Source organism: Bacillus bruguierae (assembly GCF_037104725.1).
In the GTDB taxonomy this organism is placed as follows: Bacteria; Bacillota; Bacilli; order Bacillales; family Bacillaceae_G; genus Bacillus_A; species Bacillus_A bruguierae.
The window spans coordinates 60,183-78,387 of record NZ_JBAWSX010000013.1 but is presented as its reverse complement, the minus strand read 5'-3'; the positions used below and the strand labels follow the sequence as shown (position 1 = coordinate 78,387).

Here is an 18,205-nt window from a genome sequence, read left to right as displayed (position 1 = left end):
TTCACGCGTAGGTACAAGGGTTATTCCCGTTGTACCTACGTTAGGCAAAGAGCCATGTAGGTATTTTTTATCTACATGGCTCTTTTTTATTTCCAAAAAACACTAGGTACAATAAATCATAAAACAAAAAAACTATCATCAAAAGGAGTTAGACAATCATGGACACAAAAAAATGGGGTTTATGGATTTTAACAGCATTCGTTGTTGGAAATATGGTTGGCGGCGGCGTGTTTATGCTTCCGGCAAATTTAGCACAAGTATCAGGGCCAATGGGTTCCACGCTGGCATGGACAATTACCGGGCTTGGTGTATTTATGATTGCACTCGTATTTGGAAACTTAGCAATGCGAAAACCAAATTTAAAAGCAGGTCCGCAAAGCTATGCGCAAGCAATGTTCACTTCACCAAAATCTGGGAAAGTTGCTGGTTATAGCATGGCTTGGGGCTACTGGGCTGCAAACTGGGCTGCAACAGCTTCTGTTATTATTTCATTTGCAGGATATTTATCTACATTTTTCCCAGTTATGCAAAGTAAACAAGTTTTATTCACGACAAATGGTTTCTCATTAGAACTAGGAAAATGCCTAACATTTGCTGTATGTAGTATTATGCTATGGGGCATTCAATATATTCTTTCGCAAAATATTGATCGTGCTGGTAATATGAATTTACTTGCAACTGTCGCAAAAATTATTGGATTTACGATGTTTATTATCATTACATTATTCATTTTTAATGCAGCTAATTTCGGCGATGGTCAAACGTTTATGAATGAGGCTGGAAAATCCATTCCATTAGGCGGACAAATCAACGCTGCTGCCATCTCAACACTTTGGGCGTTTATTGGTATTGAATCAGCTGTTATGCTTTCAAACCGTGCAAAGTCACAGCGCGATGTAAAAAAAGCAACGATTTTCGGATTAGTAATTGCGCTTCTTATTTATGTATCAATTACATTGTTAACAATGGGTGCTCTTCCGCAAGATGCGCTAAAAGAATCACAAAAACCATTGGTTGATGCATTAAATATGGCTATTGGTAATAAAGGTGCATACATTATGGCATTTCTAGCACTTGTCTCTCTATTCGGTTCTACAGTAGGTTGGATCGTTGTAAGTGCAGAAGTTCCATATCAAGCAGCGAAAAGCGGACTATTCCCTGCTTTCTTTGGAAAAACAAATAAAAAAGGAAGTCCAACAAACTCATTGTTATTAACAAATATCATGACACAAATTTTCTTATTCTCTACTATTTCTGGTTCAGTATCAGAAGCATATAACTTTGCAATTGTTGTCGCTACGCTTGCTTATTTAATTCCATATCTTGTTTCAACATTGTATCAATTAAAACTCATTATTACTGGTGAAACATATAGCAACATGCAAGGCTCTCGCAAAGTTGACGGAGTAATCACAGTACTTGCTCTTATATATTCAATTTGGGTTATCAAAACAGGGACATCTGATATAAAAACTTTCTTACTAGGAATAGGATTATTCGTAATTGGATTAGTTCTTTATCCATTTATCATGAAAAATACCGCTGAAAAGAACATAGAAACACTTGATACAAAAATTAATTAAATTCAAAAACACTAGCTCTTTACGGAGCTAGTGTTTTTCGGTTAAAATTCATTTTTTAATTCTGATACTGTTAACGGTTTTGTATATTGAACTACCCTCACCTATCTTCTTTAGAAAAGTGGAAGTGGCTCGTCCAGAATGTGAGGGGGATGGAGCTTCTGACGTAGAGGTGTATTTTACCTCGTAGGAAGAAGCGAAGCCACCGAACATTCTAGCCACTGGAACTAGACAATACTCTCTCTGAATCTTGAGGTGGGGGTCTTACTGCCCGCAAATAGCGGGATAAAAGTTAATAGGTACACAAAACCTGTATATGAATTCATCTTAAATGATGAATATTTTTCAAAGGAATTGCAAAAATAACATTATATTTGGTTCTGGCGCAAATCTCGAATGTTTTCAAAATATACATAAAAATACAGTGTAAATACCGAACAATCTAGACCATTCTCATTATGAAAGTTCATCATAAAGAATTTAACTGCGAAAGAAACAGACGTATTTATTAGTTAAGATTCATTTCGATTTTGCTATTTAATTCTTTTTGTACCAGAACTGAAAAAAAGAACAACAACTATTAAAATAAGTACATTTGCTTAGAATAATTTAGTAAATTAAGATTCTTTTTTATTCTGTTTCAAAGGGGAGACGGTCATGCTTCGAAGAAATTCTCGAATAAAGTCAAAAAATAGATCGCTCTTATCTCCAAAAAAGGAGATTCAAAAATATTCCCAACCTCTTTTTTCGGATTTAGAACAAAATCTCCATTTTTTTCAAATGACTTTTACCGATTGTTCAGATGTAATTTTCCGTTCCTTTTTAATTGGGAATCAAATCAAAGCTGTTTTGATTTATATTGAAGGCTTATCTGATCTTGAAGAAATGGATAAAAATCTCCTTTCTCCTTTAATGCAGGATATAACCGAACAAAAAGACATTATAAATCAATTAAAGAAAAGCAAAATTGCGGTAGCCAGTATACAAGAGGTGGATACCGTCCATGAAGGAATAGAGTCGATTCTGCAAGGAAATCCCCTTCTTTTAATAGAGGGAGAGAAACAGGCTCTTTCTTTAGGGTTGTCTAAATGGGAGAAACGGTCAATTGAAGAACCGGTTGCAGAAGGGGTGATACAAGGGCCAAGATCCGGTTTTGTGGAGACTTTAAGAATCAACACATCTCTCTTGCGTAGAAAAATTAAAAGTCCAGATTTGAAATTGAAATCGATGAAAATCGGGCGCTATACGCAAACAGATGTGGTAATTGCTTACATCGAAGGACTTGTAGACCAAACGCTTCTTAAAGAGGTTCAAAACCGGCTACAACGAATCGAACTGGATGGAGTATTGGAAAGCGGATATATCGAAGAATTGATTGAGGACAATTCTTTTTCGCCATTCCCTCAAATCCTCAATACAGAACGCCCGGATGTTACAGCTGCAAATCTTTTGGAAGGAAGAGTAGCTGTCATGATAGATGAGACACCTTTTGTTTTGATTTTGCCTGTCACGTTTTTTTCGTTGCTTCAGGCTCCGGAGGACTATTATCAACGATTTCTTATAAGTACTTGTATTCGATGGATGCGCTATTTATTTATTGGGATGTCTCTTCTGGGTCCCTCCATATATGTAGCCATCATGACATTTCATCAAGAAATGGTTCCAAACATGCTGTTAAATAGTATTGTCGCATCACGTGAACCTGTTCCTTTCCCGACAATCGTAGAAGCTTTTATCATGGAACTTACATTCGAAGCATTACGTGAGGCAGGAGTCCGGCTTCCGAAACAAGTTGGGGCTGCTGTTAGTATTGTAGGTGCTTTAGTAATTGGTGAAGCTGCTGTCCAAGCTGGTCTGGTTTCCGAAATTATGGTCATCGTGGTGGCCATCACCGGTATCTCCTCCTTCATGATTCCGCGTTATGTTCAAGGGACAGCATTTAGGATGCTTCGTTTCCCTTTAATGTTCGCTGCTGGAACGCTTGGATTACTTGGAATTATGTTTGGGATAATTGCGATTAGTATCCATTTGTGTTGCTTGCGCTCCTTTGGAGTTCCCTATCTGAGTCCGATTGCTCCCGTAAAAGTGCGCGGTTTGAAAGATGTGTTATTCCGGGCGCCTTGGTGGATGATCAGTCCTCGTTCCCATTTAACAGGAGAATACGATTCTGACCGACAATCTTCCAATCAGAAGCTTAATCCATCAAAGGGAGGTGAATAAACATGTTGGAGAAAGGAAAGATTTCTGCCATTCAGATGGGGCTCATAGCGTATCCTATGATTTTAGGAACCACTGTTCTGGCCGTTCCTACAATTATGGGCAGGGAGGCAGAACGGGATATGTGGATTTCCCCTATTTTTGCTTCATCCATGGGCTTTCTTTCAGTGTTTCTTGCTTACCGGCTTAACAAGATCTATCCCGACGAGACGTTTATTCAATACAGCGAACAGATTATAGGACGCTTTCTTGGAAAGATTATTAGTTTTTTTTACCTGTTCTTCTTACTGGAGAATATCGGTAACTTCCTACGGCAATATGCAGAGTTCACAGTGGGGGCCATTCTCCCGCAAACACCACGTATTGTTATCATTTCCTGTCTTACCTTGCTTTGCGCCTTTGTAGTTTATGGAGGGATAGAAGTATTGGGCAGACTGGCTCAACTTTATATCCCATTATTTATTGTTCCTTTATTCATTATGCTTCTTCTTCTTCTGCAGGACTTTGAGACCAAAAATATGTTTCCCATCATGATGCATGGGATCAAGCCTTCTATATCGGGAGCGATTATCCCAGGGTTAGGTTGGTTTACAGAGTTTTTCGTCATTTCATTTTTATTACCTTTCTTAACAGATAGAGAGAAGGGAAAGAAATGGGGCATGATCTCTGTTTTGGCAGTTACACTCACGATGATAGTAATCAACCTTACCGTCCTTTTCTTATTTGGAGGAAAAATGACCAGTAACTACCTTTATCCGGTGTTTGAGGCAGCTCGATATATCAATATTAGCGATTTTTTTGAAAACCTAGAAGCCATCGTTATGGTGGTTTGGGTAACGGGGATTTTCCTTAAAATATCGGTTTTCTACTATGCTCTTGCATTAGGTACTGCTCAATGGTTAAATTTGTCTGATTATCGTCCTGTTGTCTTTCCTTACGGTTTGCTTATGGTCGTGTTCGGCATATGGGCACACCCTAATATACCGGAAATGAGTCAATTTTATAAATTGGTAAGCCCGCTTTATAAACCGCTTTTCCTCCTTGTAATTCCATTATGCCTCCTGTTTCTGGCTATGGTTCGTCAGAAACATAACAAAAAGAAGGGAGAGCACCAACAGTGAAACGTTATGTGCCTATTAGCAGAAAAAAATCACTCTTAGTTCTTCTCGTTTTTATATGTCTTCTTCCACTCACAGGTTGTTGGGATCGAATAGAAACAACTGAGATGGCAATTGTATTAACAACAACCATTGATAAAAGCAAAGATCAGACTAAAGTGTCGGTTCAGGTTTTAATTCCTAAAGGGGAGAAGAGTGCCGGACAAGCTAAAGCGGGGGGAGACGATAAATCGACTATAGTGAGAACCGCATTGGGTAAAAATGTTTCGGATGCTATGTCAAAAATTCAAGCGAAAACCCCCCGTGAGCTCTTCTGGGGGCAATGCAGAGTTTATATTTTTGGGGAACAGGCTGCGAAAGAGGGCCTTCATGATGAAATAGATTTCTTTGTACGTCACCCAGAACCCCGGAATCGTTCATATTTATTTGTCAGTGAAGGGGATGCAGCTCATCTTTTAACACTTCAGTCTCCGCTTGAGGGATATATAGGGAAGTCCCTACGGAAGCTTGTGGATGAACGAATGGGTCCAGTTGTCACTTTAAAAGATTTTCAACAAATGGTTACGGGAGAGGCGGGGGGAGCTATTCTTCCTTACATTAATACTAAAAATTTGGAACAGATTGAAGAAAAGGAAACACTTGGTCCTATTCTTGAAACATCTATTTTTAAGAAAGACAAAATGATTGGAAAAATTAATCCAGAAATGACAAAAGGGCTCCTTTGGTTAAGAAATGAAATTCTGGAAGCGGTCGTGGCAGTAAAACCTCAGGGGGAAAAAGAGACCATAACGATGGAACTCACTCAAGAACATACAGATATAGCTCCTAAAATTGAAAATAATAAATGGAAAATAACAGCAAATATTAGAACTGAAGGAAGTATCGTAGAGAACACTACTAATTTAGATGTTATGAAACCAGAAATAAATAAAATGATTCAAAAAAAATTGGCAAAGGCTATTCAACAACGGCTTAACCAGACTTTAGAAAAGGTACAAAAAGAAATGAAAACGGATGTTTTTCACTTTGCAGAAGCTTTTGAACGAAAATATCCGGACAAGTGGGATAAAGTAAAGGATAGGTGGGATGAGATTTTTCCACAAGTGGAAGTTGGCATTGATATCAAAGCTTATGTGCGGAGGCCGGGATTAGGAACGAGACCTGGAGGTTTGCCTAAACAAGAGGGGGAAAAGAAATGAAGATAGGACCAATAGTTGGTATTACATTCTTAGTGTGCCTTATGGCTCTCTATCAGTGGCCGAAAATGAATCGTTATCCAAAAAAGGATAAATTCGTTTTTGTTTCTTTGACAGCAATTGGATGGATTCTGGCTATACTGCTCAATCACTTTCCTGATATGCCAGGTCCTAACAAATTGATTCAAATTATTTTCGAACCGCTTGAAAAGATGGTACCAAAATAAAGAAAATCGAGAAGGTTGATTCTGGTGCAAAGATAAATTGATAAGAAAATAGGACCTATATTACCTACTAATTTGTGAGTTATGATGCGATTCCAAATAACTTATGTATTGATCCAATCTCATTTTGAGCAGCCTTCATCCTTGGGTGAAATCGCCCTTTTTTTATCATATACCTGGAACGGACTCGCTGTTTTTATATTTATTTCATAAAAATTAATCTCTTTATTTCTAAACAAATACCACCTTATTTGTTCTAAAAGGTGGTACTCCTTTACAATAGTTTGCAATTTCCCTTTTCTGCACAAAAAATTCTTAATAACCGTAGCCATATAAAGTGAAGCTTCCATCAGTGGGGGTTTTTTCATCCCCCACTGATGGAAAGCCCACCCAATCGGGCTTTTATGGGCAGTTATCCGCCACCTATCTTCTTCGCTTCTCTCTCATTCTTGAGGTGGGGGTCTTACTGCCCACGAATAGCAGGATAAATAAGGCGGACCTTGGCATAGGTAAGGGGGTGGATAAGGATATCCATTCCCCCACCAATAGGACGACTTACACCATTCATCAAATTCTCTCCTCTTTAAAACGAAAAGTTCCGATAATTAAGAAGCGTAGGCTATAATATTTCCTATTTGTTTAATGTAAATAAAACCTTTTATAATAAGGATATAACTAATCAGAAAAAGGTGACATTCCTACCAATGAAAAATCGTGTTCTTCAATTACTATTCGTTGTTGCAGTTTCAACTATTATACTAATAGTATTAAACAGATCATCTATATCGTTATACACCTTCGTTGGATCACTATTCTTTATTACAGCTGCTGGCATTGCTTTCATCATCTTTATTGAAAATCGCTCCCCGCAAAGTACGTTAGCTTGGTTTTTAGTGTTAGCCATTCTCCCTATTTTTGGCGTATTTTTGTATGCTTTATTTGGCCGAAGCAGATGGCGCCGAAAAAAACATTTACATCGTGCTGAAGAGCAAAGAAAGTTGTTCCGTGAAATTTTAGAAGGAAGACGATTGAAACAGGCAATACCATCGTCTCTAAATGAACACTCTGCCCATTTGACCACGATCATTCAAAAGTTTGGCGGGGGCCCTATTGCAGATGAAACGGCAACGAAATTATTAACAAACGGAGAAGAAACATTTACAGAAATCTTGTCCTCCATTCAAGAAGCAAAACATCACATTCATATTCAATATTACATTTACCGGGCTGATGAAATTGGCACAAAAATTCGGGATGCTTTAATTGAAAAAGCAAAAGCTGGTATAACTGTCCGCTTTTTATTTGATGATCTCGGAAGCTATCCATTACGAAGCACCTTTTTGCAACCGATGAAGGATGCAGGAATTGAGGTAGTAGAATTTGACCCTGTCCTTTCTCCGTGGTTAATCGAAACTGTCAATTACCGTAATCACCGAAAAATCATTATTATTGACGGGAAAATTGGATTTACAGGTGGATTGAATGTTGGGGATGAATATCTTGGTCGTTCTAAGAAATTTCCAATTTGGCGAGATAGTCATTTAAAACTTGAAGGAAAAGCATTATACAAACTACAAGCCATCTTTCTAGAAGATTGGTTATACGCATGTAGTGGATTAAATAACTATTCTTGGGAACCTTTTATGAATAAAGAGTATTTTCCAAGGTGGACGACTCAGGCAGAAGGTGCTGTCCAAATTGTCGCAAGTGGCCCGAGTGCAAATGACAAAACAATTCGAAATGCCCTATTAGCGGCAATGACATCAGCTAAACGGTCCATTTGGATTGCGACGCCATACTTTATTCCGGATCAAGAAACATTAACATTACTACGTTTAAGTGCAGTCGCTGGAATTGATGTCCGTATTCTGTATCCTGGCATAAGCGATAGCGTTATAAGCGACCAAGCTTCTCAATCTTACTTTGCTCCGTTATTGGAAGCAGGTGTTTCTATTTATCGTTATAAAGATGGATTTATGCATGCTAAAATTGTATTAATTGATGATGAAATTGCAACAATTGGTACAGCAAATATGGACATTCGTAGTTTTGAATTGAATTATGAATTAATCGCCATATTATACAACTCTCCGACTGTCCTTGATATTAAACGTGATTTCGAACAAGATTTTAAGGATTCTACAGAAATTCGCTGGGAAGTATTTCAAATAAGAAGTATTAGAAAAAGAATGCTTGAATCACTGATGCGACTTATTTCGCCACTTTTATAAAGTGAAACTTCCATCAGTGGGGGGCCTTATCCCCCACTGATGGAAAGCCCGCCCAATCGGGCTTTTACGGGCAGTTATCCCCCACCTATCTTCTTTGCTTCTCTCTAAATCTTGAGGTGGGGGTCTTACTGCCCACGGATAGCGGAATAAGGGAACATCTTCCAAATTGGAAGATGTTTTTTCTTTGCTTCACTTATGAAAACACGTTATCATAAGAAGGATTGTTTACTTTATGAAAATAATGTTAGGTGGGAAATACATGTTAGAACAATTTCATATACATGAGGGATTAAAAGAGCAACTTGTAAATATTCATGAAACAAATAAATATGCAGCGGGCAATGCTGCTACTTTAATTGGAACAAAAATGTATAAAGCAGCGGATAGCAGTATTATTGAAGATGCAATTACTGCCTTACTTCTTGGTAAAAATGTTCTATTAAAAGGACCTACTGGAAGCGGTAAAACCGTTCTTGCTGAAACGCTATCTTATCTATTCCAAAAGCCAATGCATAGCATTAACTGCTCTGTTGATCTAGATGTGGAAGGTATTTTAGGATACAACACATTAACAACAAAGGACGGTGCCTCTGAAGTTACTTTCGTGGACGGCCCGTTGATGAAAGCGATGAAAAATGGTCACTTCCTTTATATTGATGAAATTAACATGGCAAAACCAGAAACGCTTCCACTTCTTCACGGTGCACTCGACTACCGCAAAATGATTACAAACCCATTCACACAAGAAGTTGTGTATGGCAGTGATGAATATCGTGTAATTGCTGCAATTAACGAAGGATATGTTGGAACGAGCGAACTAAATGAAGCGTTAAAAAACCGTTTCGTTATTATTGAAGTTCCTTATATTCAAGGTGAAACATTAAAAGAACTGTTATTAGCTGAATCAAAATTACAGAATGCAGCAACAATCGAAAAGTTTGTGGCATTCGCAAGCGACTTAATGCCGCTAGCTCGCGATGGTCGTGTAAGTGAAGAAGCTGCAAGTATTCGTGGTATTATCGATGCATGTGATTTAAGTGTATATATTCCAGTGATGCGTGCAATTGAACGAAGTATTATTGCAAAATTAAGCGATGAAACGGAACAAATGACAGTACGTGAATTAGCAGAAAGCTATTTCTTTGAGGGATAATTCATGAGACAAATTTTTAGCGACAAGAAAATCGATGCGTCTCTGTTTCTACAAATGGAAAACTTAATGTACGCCCTTCTAAAAGAAGAAAATGCGTATTTAGAATATGGATATAAAGCATATTATGACGAAATCGAAAATAAAATTGTCATCAGTCATTTTTGGGATGATCGAAGTGAAGCGGATAAAGTAATCGGCTTAAAAAGTGAAGTATATTTAAAAGCGCTTGGCTACAAACATCATTCCGATATGAAACTGATTCGTAGTTATGCAAAAGAATTACAGCAATCACCGCTTAAAAATTTTTTAACGCAGTTATTCGTTCTATTAGAGGATTTACGAGTTGAAGAAATTGTAAAACGAGAGCGTCCTGGTACAAAACCAATTTTTGCACGCCGCAAAGAAATGTATCGAAATTATTTCAGCTCACAATACGAAATTAACCGGATCCGTAATTATCATGCTGATATGCTTATTTGCTTATGTTACTTAACAGTAACGAGCGACAAATACGAAATGTTTAACAACGACTACTTTGAGCACATTGAAGCAATATTACACGAAACGTTCCAAACGCGTACAACAGAAGATACGATGTATGTTGTCGAAAAAATTCGCTATCGTTTAGAAGAACTTTTAGAAAATGATATGATTAATAACTACTTTGGACTTGCGCCGCTCAATACTTCTGTCGTTTTTGACAAAATTGAAGAACGAGTAGATGAATTAGCAAACGATGATGTTCAAATCGTTGATGATGACGATAATAAGAGTAAAATCAAAGAAAGTTTTTCGACTTGGCATCGTGAAAATAAAAACAATGAAAACGAAAACTTCTTACGCTTTGAATTAGAGAGCGGTACAAAAACAAATATGATGGGTGATACGGCCCGTGAATCTGAGGATAGTGATCAAGCACTTGCTTCTGTGCAAGGTACTTCCCAAAAAAGTACGCAGTCGAACTTCGACGGTGCAGATACTGAAGATACGAGAGCATCTCATGCTTCTAGCCAAAATGAAGGTGTATACGGTAAATATAACGCCGGCGCATCGCATACTTTTAAAGAAGCTCGCAAACCGCAGCCTGACGAAAAGAAAGACTATCAAGCGATAAAATCTGTCGTAAATAAAGATGTAAAAGAACTAAAGAAGATCATCGAAAAAACAATTGAAAATAAAACGAACGCAAATGCTGATAAATACTACGGAAGACTTCGTAAAAAGTTCCTGCGTATTTATACAGAAAAACAACCACGTATGTTTTATAAAAAAGGACAAGAATCACAAGAGCTTGACGTTGTCTTTCACCTGTTAGTTGACTGCTCTGGTTCGATGTATAACAAAATGGAGGAAACGAAAAAAAGCGTCGTTCTTTTCCATGAAGCTTTAAAATCGTTAAAAATTCCGCACGCTATTAGTGGATTTTGGGAAGATGCTTCTAGCGCCACACACGAAAATAAACCAAACGTCATTCATGAAGTCGTAACGTATCAAAACTCAACGCTGCCAAGCATTGGTCCAGAAGTCATGCAACTTCGTGAAGAAGAAGATAACCGCGATGGATACATTATTCGGATCGTTTCCGAAAAACTAGCGAAACGTCAGGAAAAGCATAAATTTTTGCTTGTCTTCACAGATGGCGAACCATCTGCATTAGACTACCAACAAGACGGTATTTTAGATACACACGAAGCTGTGAAACTTGCTCGCAAAAGCGGCATAGAAGTCATCGGAATCTTTATCGAAGAAGGCGAAGCAAAAGAAGCAACCTATCAGCTGATGAAAAATATATACAACCACCACTTCTTAGTAGCGAATCATGCGGAAGATTTACGCTTGAAGATTAAACCGTTATTGAAGAAATTACTATTGAAGACGATTGAATAAAACCAGGAGCTGAGGTGCAGCTCCTGGTTTTTTGTTGTTTTATGTCGAAGAGTCTTTAAATTGTGTCGAATCGCCGATATATAGTAAAAAACGGTCGATATATTTGAAAAATCGCCGATAAAAAATGAAAATTTTTTGGGCATATTAAGAATCAAATATGTGTGAAAGGATGTTTCATTTGTCCACAAAAAAGGATGAACAATATACGGATGTTACAACTGCTGAAGCTAGACATCAATATGTCATTCCTGAGGAATTTCCTGAAGGGCCTTACGGTTCTTCTGCTAACAAAAAGTTAGGAAAATCAAATCCTTGGGATAAAGATCAAAAAACACATAAAGCATTTAGCAACGAATATGAAAAACAATTTGAAGAAACGGAAAGGCAATATCCCGATACCGAATAAGATAAATTTCTTATCTAGGCTAACTAAAAAAGAACCGATTCAACACATTGAATCGGTTCTTCTCATTAGCTAATTACTAGCTCAGTTTCTAATTTTTTTTTTAATTTCTCAAGCATATCTGCTGTCATTTTGTCTAAATCATATTCTGCTTTGAAGCCCCACTCTTCTTTTGCTGCTGTTGCATCAATTGAGTTTGGCCAGCTATCTGCAATTTTTTGGCGAGCTGGATCAACCGCGTAATCCATCGTGAATGTTGGAATGTGTTTACGAATAGATGCCGCAATTTGTTCTGGCTCGAAGCTCATTGCTGTAATGTTAAATGCATTGCGGTGTTTTAACTTACTTGGATCTGCTTCCATTAACGAAATGATCGCTTGCAATGCATCTGGCATGTACATCATATCCATGTATGTTCCTTCTGCAATGTAAGAAGTGTACGCACCTTTTTTAATTGCTTCGTAGTAAATTTCAACTGCATAGTCAGTTGTTCCTCCACCAGGAGGCGCAACGTATGAAATTAAACCAGGGAAGCGCACACCGCGCGTATCTACACCAAACTTTTGATAGTAATAATCACATAATAGTTCTCCAGCTACTTTGTTTACCCCATACATCGTAGTTGGACGCTGAATGGTGTCTTGCGGCGTATTATCTTTTGGCGTTGCCGGACCGAATGCACCAATTGAGCTTGGCGTGAAAAACTTACAGTTTAACTCACGTGCCGCTTCTAACGCGTTTACAAGACCGCCCATGTTTAAGTTCCAAGCAAATAGCGGATTTTTTTCTGCCGTTGCAGAAAGTAATGCTGCTAAATGAATGATTGTATCCACTTCATTACGTTTTGCAATATCATGTAATTTTTGACCATCCGTTACATCTAAAATTTCAAATGGGCCAGACTTTACAACTTCGCTATCTGTTTCACGAATATCTGTTGCAACAACGTTTGATGCACCGTATACATCACGAAGTTTCGTTACAAGTTCAGAACCAATTTGACCTAAAGAACCGGTTACTAGAATTTTTTTCATTTTCCCCACTCCTCATTAGCAAGCTTTCATAGATGTAAATGTCTTAAATAATACCCATTTCTTTTCCAACTTTTTCGTACGTGCGAATTGCTTCATCAAGCATTTCTTTCGTATGTGCTGCTGTTGGCATATTACGAACACGTCCTGTTCCTTTTGCTACAGTTGGGAACACAATTGATTTTGCGTATACGCCCTCTTCGTTTAGACGTTGGCTAAATTGTTGTGTTAATACTTCATCACCAATAATACACGGTGTAATTGGTGTTTCACTTTCACCAATGTTAAAGCCAAGCTCTTTTAAGCCTTGTTTCAAATAACGGCCATTTTCCCATAAACGGTCATGCAGCTCAGTGCTTTCCATTAAAATTTCAATTGATCTCATACAAGCCGCTGCATCAGCTGGTGTTAATGCTGTTGAGAACAAGAATGGACGAGAGCGAACTTTTAACCAATCGATTAAGTTTTTCTTACCAGCAACATATCCACCGATTACACCAATCGCCTTCGATAATGTTCCAATTTGAAAATCTACTTTATCAGATAGTCCAAAATGTTTTACTGTACCAGCACCTTTTCCAAGTACACCAGAACCGTGTGCATCATCAACATATGTCATTAAATCTAACTCTTCTGCAATTTCAACGATTTCTGGTAGTTTTGCTACATCGCCATCCATTGAGAATACACCATCTGTAATAACCATTAATTTATTGTATAAACCAGATTCTTTTGCTTCGATCGCTTTTTTACGTAAATCTTCCATATCGGAATGTTTAAAAACGATAATTTTTGCTCTTGATAAACGGCAACCATCAATAATAGATGCATGGTTTAATTCATCAGAAAGAATTGCATCATTTTTATCCATAACAGCTGAAATCGCTGCCATATTACAATTAAATCCAGATTGATATGCAATTGCTGCTTCCGTATGCTTGAATTTGGCAATTGTTTCTTCTAATTTAATATGCAAGTCAAGTGTACCGTTAATTGTACGAACAGCTCCTGCACCAACACCATATTTATGAATCGCGCCGATTGCTGCTTCTTTTAAACGCTCATCTGTTGCTAATCCAAGATAGTTATTTGAAGATAAATTAATATATTCTTTTCCGCCAATTGTAATGATTGGTCCATTCGAACTCTCAAGCGGATCAATAACGTTATAAAGCCCCTTTGATTTTAAATCCTCTAGGTTTTCTACTAAAAAATTGTCAAGTGTTTTGCTAGACATCGTGAAACCTCCCTATCGTTCATATAAAGAAAGTATTACCATAATACTCCCTTTATTAGCTTAACACGTTTTTAAAAATTGTTATAGGAAAATAGCTTAAAGTAAACGCTTACATCTACTGATTATATCTTATCTAATGACGGAAATCTATTATTATTATTTAGATTTTGATAGAATTAAAAAAAACGCTTTCAAGGAGTGGATACAATGTCTTATACAGAATCTGACGTTTACAATGAGGACTTATTTTTTGAACAATACATGAAACGTAGGCATCGAACTGATAACCCAAACGACACGATTGAAAAGCCTGTTCTCTTACAATTACTCGGCCATATAAAAGATAAAAGTATTCTTGATCTTGGCTGCGGTGATGCACAACTTGGAGTAGAACTATTACAGAAAGGCTGTCAATCTTATACCGGAATTGAAGGCTCCCATCGCATGTATGAAGAAGCTAAGAAGCAATTACAACATACAAATGGAATTGTCCATCTTTTAAACCTCAAAGACTATACATACCCATCTTCTACTTTTGATATCGTTACATCTAGACTTGTCCTTCACTACATTGAACATATTGATGATACTCTCAGACAGATTTTTCAAACGTTAAAACCTGGCGGGACTTTTGCTTTTAGTGTTCAGCACCCAGTTATCACTTCTGCATTTGAAAGCTTACAAAGTACTGGAAAAAGAACAAGCTGGCTTGTTGATGATTATTTTAAAACTGGCAAACGCGTTGAGCCATGGATTAATGAACAAGTGATTAAATACCACCGGACAATTGAACAATATTTCATATCTTTACAGAAAGCTGGTTTTACGATTACTAGTTTACGCGAAGCAACACCGGAGTTGCAGCATTTTCAAAGTGAGGAAGAATATACACGTAGGCTGCGTATCCCCCTGTTTCTATTATTTTCGTGTACAAAATAAAAAGGCGATGTTGATGCATCGCCTTTTATATATTTTCCCTTTTAATTAACCGCTTGCGGAAGTATACGTCTTCCCTTTCCTTGCGGGATACAAAGCGGTGTACCGAATAACGGGTCTGTTATAATTTCACAATTCATGCGAAAAACATCACGTACAAGCTTATCATTAATAATATCTTCTGGTTTGCCTTGTGCATAAATTTGTTTATCACGAATTGCTACAATATGATCTGCATAACGACAAGCTAAATTTAAATCATGCAGCACCATTATGATTGTCCGTTGCTCATTCTCATTTAACTCAAATAATAAATCAAGCACTTCAATTTGATGTGTCATATCTAAATATGTTGTTGGCTCGTCTAATAAAATGATATCTGTATCCTGAGCAAGTGTCATTGCAATCCATGCACGCTGACGTTGTCCACCAGAAAGGGCATGAACATCTCGTTCTGCAAATTCAGTCATCCCCGTTGCAGCTAATGCTTTCCATATCATTTCTTCATCTTGCTTTGACCATTGCTTTAACCATGTTTGATATGGATAACGTCCTTGTTTAACAAGCTGAAGAACAGTTACTCCTTCTGGCGCTTGCGGGCCTTGTGGCAAAATTGCAAGCTGGCGAGCAATTTGCTTCGTTTGCATATTTTGAATAACTTGATCTCCTAATAAAATATCCCCAGATGTTGGTTTTAATAAACGTGCAAGTGAACGTAATAAAGTAGACTTCCCACAGCCATTTGAACCGATAAAAATCGAAATTTTCCCTTTTGGAATTTCTAAATCTAATTCATCAATAATAATTGTTTCACCATAAGACAACGTTAATGATTTTGTTTCTAATGCTTTTTGCATGTTTATCTTCCTTTACTCCGTTTTTTAATAGATAGTAAATCATCTATATATTTTTTCTTTACCTTTATGAATTTCGACTTTTATAAAGTAAATAAATAAAATATGGAGCACCGATTGCTGATGTAAATACACCTGCTGGCACTTCAAGCGGAGCAAAGATTGTGCGCCCAATTAAATCTGCAGCAAGTACTAAAATCGCACCTACAACAGCTGCTACTGGAATTAACGCACCATATAAAGAACCTACTAACCTTCTTGAAATATGTGGTGCCATTAAACCAACAAATCCGATTCCACCTGCAAAGGCAACCGCTCCTCCAATTAACGCTGTACTAAGGAGCAAGAGGAAAAGACGTGATTTCGTTAGACGAATACCAAGTCCAGTAGCAATATCATCACCAAGTTCTTGTGCATTTAAATGTCTCGCAGCTATAAATGCAACCACTGTTAAAATAAGAACCCAAGGTGCTAACACCCCTACGTTTTGCCAGGAAGCTCCGTAAACAGTACCGGTAATCCACACATTGGCTTGGCTCGCTTGATAGATTGGTGCTAGCAGCATGAATAATGTTGTCGCTGCTTTCGTTAGTGCCCAAAACCCAACACCAATTAAAACAAGACCAGTCGGCGATAATCCATCATTTCTCCACGCAAATAAATATACAAAAAATGCAACGATGGTTGCCCCAATAAAGGCCGCAAGTGGCATATAATGGATACTTACTGTTAATGCATTATTTTTATCACTAAATATAGCTAGGAATAATACAACCGCTACACTTGCCCCGCCCGTAATGCCAATAATGTCAGGAGAAGCAAGCGGGTTTCGAACGAGCCCTTGTAAAATACATCCGGCTACAGCAAGAGCTATTCCTACGAGAATTGCAATTAGAATACGTGGCATACGAAACTTATTTACAACCATATTAGACATTGCATCACCGTTTCCGATAATTGCTTGCCATACATCATATGGAGCTACTTTCATCTCTCCCATACCCGCACTTGCAAAAAATAATCCGATTAAAACAACTAATAAACCTAACAAGACGAGACAAGCTCGTTTATACATTAAAAACGAGAGACCGTCTTTTCCTATACGAAACGGAATGTACTTCTTCATTTGCTAAGCCCTCTCTTACGTGCGATATAAATAAAGAATGGTGCACCAATAAATGCTGTCATAACCCCTACTGGTACTTCTTGTGGCATAATCACATATCTCGCAGCAATATCTGCAAGTAATAACAAAATGGCACCTAACAATCCACTATACGGAACTCTCCAACGATGATCTACACCGACAAGAGCTCTTGCAAAATGAGGGATAATAATTCCAACAAATCCAATTGGTCCTGCAACAGCAACAGATCCACCTGACAATAAAACAATAATAAGCAGTACAAGTGCCTTCATTATCACTGTTCGTTGTCCTAGCCCTTTTGCTACATCTTCTCCCATCATGAGCGTATTCACTTTCCCTGCCATCAGGAGAGAAGCAATCCAGCCAACTAATAAATATGGAAATACAGATTGTAATACTTCTAACTTTCTACCTTGTACAGAACCAGCAAGCCAAAACAATACTTCTTCTAATGCTTTTTCATTTAATACAAGCAGTCCCTGTGTTAAAGAAGAGAATAAAGCACTTATCGCTACCCCTGCCAATGTTAACTTAAGAGGAGTTGTCCCTTCTTTTCCTAAAGAACTAGAAGCAAATACAAGCGCGGCAGCAACTGCTGCACCTAAAAAGGCAATCCACGTAAACGCTGACAAAGATGAAATCGAAAAAACAACAATCGCTACAACAATGAAAAAGGCAGCACCTGAGTTTAATCCGATAAAATCCGGAGCAGCGAGTGGATTTTTTGTTAAAGTTTGCATAAAGCAACCAGCGATGGCTAAACTAGCACCGACACTAGCAGCAATAAGCGCACGAGGTAAACGTATGTTTTGAATAATAATATGTTCATTCGAACCATTAAAATGGAAAAAAGCATCCAATGCTAATTTCCCACTTGTATTTGTATATCCCAAAATAATACTCCCCCAAATACAAGCAATAACTGCAATGATTCCACCAAATAATCCAACCCATTTTGCCTGATTTGTTTTTAATAACATGCAGCGTTTCT

At 37.7% G+C, this 18,205-nt stretch carries 15 protein-coding genes; 10 read left to right on the top strand and 5 right to left on the bottom strand.

Annotated elements, in window-relative coordinates:
* Window positions 1–158 precede the first annotated feature (158 nt).
* The 9 genes from WAZ07_RS19225 to WAZ07_RS19185 all read left to right on the top strand — a co-directional run bounded on the left by WAZ07_RS19225 (window position 159) and on the right by WAZ07_RS19185 (window position 12,012).
* Window positions 159–1,583, top strand: a complete 1,425-nt coding sequence (locus tag WAZ07_RS19225; protein ID WP_336473715.1) for an amino acid permease — start codon at window positions 159–161, stop codon at window positions 1,581–1,583.
* A gap of 654 nt (window positions 1,584–2,237) precedes the next feature.
* On the top strand, window positions 2,238–3,800 hold the full coding sequence (locus WAZ07_RS19220) for a spore germination protein (protein ID WP_336473714.1): 1,563 nt from the start codon (window positions 2,238–2,240) through the stop codon (window positions 3,798–3,800).
* Between the two features lie 2 nt (window positions 3,801–3,802).
* Complete coding sequence (locus tag WAZ07_RS19215; RefSeq protein ID WP_336473713.1) at window positions 3,803–4,918, top strand: GerAB/ArcD/ProY family transporter; 1,116 nt, start codon at window positions 3,803–3,805, stop codon at window positions 4,916–4,918.
* Window positions 4,915–6,114, top strand: a complete 1,200-nt coding sequence (locus WAZ07_RS19210; protein ID WP_336473712.1) for a Ger(x)C family spore germination protein — start codon at window positions 4,915–4,917, stop codon at window positions 6,112–6,114. The genes WAZ07_RS19215 and WAZ07_RS19210 overlap by 4 nt, the downstream gene beginning before the upstream one ends.
* The gene (locus tag WAZ07_RS19205; RefSeq protein WP_090917531.1) at window positions 6,111–6,338 is read left to right on the top strand and encodes a hypothetical protein; all 228 of its coding nucleotides are present in this window, start codon (window positions 6,111–6,113) and stop codon (window positions 6,336–6,338) included. Before WAZ07_RS19210 ends, WAZ07_RS19205 begins: the two co-directional genes overlap by 4 nt.
* A gap of 701 nt (window positions 6,339–7,039) precedes the next feature.
* A complete protein-coding gene (locus tag WAZ07_RS19200) occupies window positions 7,040–8,566 on the top strand; it encodes a cardiolipin synthase (RefSeq protein ID WP_336473711.1) in 1,527 nt (508 codons plus the stop codon).
* Between the two features lie 259 nt (window positions 8,567–8,825).
* The gene (locus tag WAZ07_RS19195) at window positions 8,826–9,719 is read left to right on the top strand and encodes an ATP-binding protein (RefSeq protein WP_336473710.1); all 894 of its coding nucleotides are present in this window, start codon (window positions 8,826–8,828) and stop codon (window positions 9,717–9,719) included.
* 3 nt (window positions 9,720–9,722) lie between these two features.
* The gene (locus tag WAZ07_RS19190) at window positions 9,723–11,606 is read left to right on the top strand and encodes a vWA domain-containing protein (protein WP_336473709.1); all 1,884 of its coding nucleotides are present in this window, start codon (window positions 9,723–9,725) and stop codon (window positions 11,604–11,606) included.
* Between the two features lie 169 nt (window positions 11,607–11,775).
* A complete protein-coding gene (locus tag WAZ07_RS19185; RefSeq protein ID WP_336473708.1) occupies window positions 11,776–12,012 on the top strand; it encodes a hypothetical protein in 237 nt (78 codons plus the stop codon).
* Window positions 12,013–12,077: 65 nt separating this feature from the next.
* Here WAZ07_RS19185 and WAZ07_RS19180 read toward each other — a convergent pair whose 3' ends face one another.
* Together WAZ07_RS19180 and WAZ07_RS19175 are read right to left on the bottom strand one after the other, a co-directional pair.
* The gene (locus WAZ07_RS19180; protein WP_336473707.1) at window positions 12,078–13,052 is read right to left on the bottom strand and encodes an L-threonine 3-dehydrogenase; all 975 of its coding nucleotides are present in this window, start codon (window positions 13,050–13,052) and stop codon (window positions 12,078–12,080) included.
* A gap of 34 nt (window positions 13,053–13,086) precedes the next feature.
* Complete coding sequence (locus WAZ07_RS19175; RefSeq protein WP_336473706.1) at window positions 13,087–14,277, bottom strand: glycine C-acetyltransferase; 1,191 nt, start codon at window positions 14,275–14,277, stop codon at window positions 13,087–13,089.
* A gap of 207 nt (window positions 14,278–14,484) precedes the next feature.
* Between WAZ07_RS19175 and WAZ07_RS19170 the strand changes: the two genes are divergently transcribed.
* Window positions 14,485–15,216, top strand: a complete 732-nt coding sequence (locus tag WAZ07_RS19170; RefSeq protein ID WP_336473705.1) for a class I SAM-dependent DNA methyltransferase — start codon at window positions 14,485–14,487, stop codon at window positions 15,214–15,216.
* 41 nt (window positions 15,217–15,257) lie between these two features.
* On the opposite strand, the gene WAZ07_RS19165 is transcribed toward WAZ07_RS19170, so the two are convergent.
* The 3 genes from WAZ07_RS19165 to WAZ07_RS19155 form a co-directional block, all read right to left on the bottom strand.
* Window positions 15,258–16,070 (bottom strand): ABC transporter ATP-binding protein, encoded by an 813-nt coding sequence (locus WAZ07_RS19165; protein WP_090917547.1) that lies wholly within the window; start codon window positions 16,068–16,070, stop codon window positions 15,258–15,260.
* Window positions 16,071–16,134: 64 nt separating this feature from the next.
* A complete protein-coding gene (locus WAZ07_RS19160) occupies window positions 16,135–17,193 on the bottom strand; it encodes a FecCD family ABC transporter permease (protein WP_336473704.1) in 1,059 nt (352 codons plus the stop codon).
* Entirely contained in the window at window positions 17,190–18,194 is a 1,005-nt protein-coding gene (locus WAZ07_RS19155; protein WP_336473703.1) for a FecCD family ABC transporter permease, read from the bottom strand. Before WAZ07_RS19155 ends, WAZ07_RS19160 begins: the two co-directional genes overlap by 4 nt.
* Window positions 18,195–18,205 lie beyond the last annotated feature (11 nt).